The sequence below is a fragment of the Kitasatospora sp. NPDC056531 genome (assembly GCF_042794375.1).
Lineage (GTDB): Bacteria > Actinomycetota > Actinomycetes > Streptomycetales > Streptomycetaceae > Kitasatospora.
Genome location: NZ_JBHTTU010000400.1, coordinates 1 through 1013, shown reverse-complemented (window position 1 = coordinate 1013; position 1013 = coordinate 1). Strand labels below are relative to the sequence as shown.

Annotated in this window: 2 protein-coding genes; both read right to left on the bottom strand. The window is 76.0% G+C overall.

Going from position 1 to position 1013, the window contains the following annotated elements; genetic code table 11:
- A partial coding sequence (locus ACFQ87_RS46760) for a lysophospholipid acyltransferase family protein (RefSeq protein WP_380617136.1) occupies positions 1 to 434 on the bottom strand: 434 nt, incomplete at its 3' end.
- Positions 431 to 1013: GNAT family N-acetyltransferase (locus ACFQ87_RS46755; protein WP_380617135.1), on the bottom strand; the 583-nt coding region annotated here is incomplete at its 5' end. The genes ACFQ87_RS46755 and ACFQ87_RS46760, both read right to left, overlap by 4 nt.

The following is a 1013-nucleotide window of genomic DNA, read 5'->3' as shown; positions in this document are numbered from 1 at the left end:
GTGCCGCCCCAGGCGACCAGGTGTCCGAGCACCGGCCACTGCCGGACCTCGGTCTTGGCAAGCGACCGCCCGGGCCGACCGGCCGCGAGCAACGGTATGTCCAGCCAGGACACGTGGTTGGCCACCACCAGCGCTCCGTCGGCGCCGACCGCCCCGCCCGGCACGGGAGCTCCGGGAATCCCGGGCGCCCCGGGCGTCCCGAGGTGGACGGTCACCCCGAGGGCGCGCAGCAGCACCCGCGCCCAGAGCCGGATCAGCCGGTCCCGGGCGCCGTACGGCAGCAGCCGCACCGGCAGGGAGAGCACGACCCCCGCCAGCACCGCCGTCAGGCAGGCGGTCAGCCGCAGCGCCCGCCGGAGGTGGGAGACCTCCGGCGCGCGTTCGCCCAGGCAGGTCTCCGGCCGACAGGGCGCGATCGGCAGCCAGACGCTCATGACGATGCGCCCGAGGAGGGTGCTCCGGACAGGAAGTGCCGCAGGTAGCGGGGGTCGGTGCGCTCCAGCGACAGCAGTACGTACAGGTCGGCGCAGCCGAAGTCCGGGTCGTACGCGGGCTCACCGCAGACCCAGGCGCCGAGCCGCAGGTAGCCGCGGAGCAGGGCGGGCAGGGCGCCGCGCTCGGCGCGCGGCACGCCGGTGGCGTCCCAGCGGCGGTGCGGGGTGACCCGGTACTGCTCGGGGGCCAGGTACTTGGCGCTGACGGTGTCCCAGACCCGGGCCGCGGTGGCGCCGCCGTCCTCCAGGTCGATCGAGCAGCAGCCGCCGACCCAGGTGTTGCCGGTGTCGGCGAGGTAGCGGGCGATGCCGCCCCACATCAGGTTGATGACCGCGCCGTTGCCCCGGTGATCGGGGTGGATGCAGGAGCGGCCGAGCTCGACCAGGCCGGGGCGCACCGGCGCGAGCGCGGACAAGTCGAACTCGCCGTCGGAGTAGAGCCGTCCGGCCCGCCGGGCGGCCTCGGGCCGCAGCAGCCGGTAGGTGCCGACGACGGTGCCGGTCTCGCCCTCGCGGACC